Here is a 529-nt window from a genome sequence, read left to right as displayed (position 1 = left end):
GAGGCGGGACAATTTCATCCTTCATTCGGCCTGTCTAGGCGCATTGGCGCCGCTCGATTGGGCCTGCAAGACGTCATCCACGCAAAAAGCCACGCCAGCCTTGTTCCGGCTGGTCGTGGCTTTTTTGCCCGTCGAGCAATCTCCAGGCGCCCCCGCCCCTAAAAATCCCGCTCAGCTTCCCTGTGTCGCGCACGACTGGGCCTTGCGGCCTGCCGCGTTCTTTCGCTTGCCCTCGTGACCGTCTTGCGCGGCCTTCAATTTCGCCGGGTCCGGCCGTCTGTGCGGCCTTGATCCCGGAGCTTCCCTGTCTTCGATAGGCTTGTCTGCGATTGGCAGATTTCAGTGCATGGTCATCCATTCGCGGGCTTCGCGAAGCGCCGTGGCGATCTCGACCTTCGACATGGCCGCCGACAGTTCCGAGCGCAGTTCCGCGGCGCGGGCCGAGCCCTTGATGGCGGCGATGTTGAACCATTTGTGGGCGGCAACGACATCGGTCTCGCAATCGCGTCCGGTCGCATACATCATGCCC

General features: G+C 62.8%; 2 protein-coding genes. One reads left to right on the top strand and one right to left on the bottom strand.

Going from position 1 to position 529, the window contains the following annotated elements; genetic code table 11:
* Window positions 1-238, top strand: a 238-nt coding sequence (locus EN925_RS40405; protein ID WP_206633229.1) for a hypothetical protein, incomplete at its 5' end; no start/stop codon positions are given.
* 101 nt (window positions 239-339) lie between these two features.
* Here EN925_RS40405 and EN925_RS38935 read toward each other — a convergent pair.
* Window positions 340-529 (bottom strand): sel1 repeat family protein (locus EN925_RS38935; RefSeq protein ID WP_164781354.1); only part of this gene is annotated, 190 nt, incomplete at its 5' end.

The sequence above is a fragment of the Mesorhizobium sp. M7A.F.Ca.US.006.04.2.1 genome (assembly GCF_004022915.1).
Lineage (GTDB): Bacteria > Pseudomonadota > Alphaproteobacteria > Rhizobiales > Rhizobiaceae > Mesorhizobium > Mesorhizobium ciceri.
Note: the sequence above shows the minus strand (reverse complement) of the source record. Positions and strands in the feature narration are given on the sequence as shown.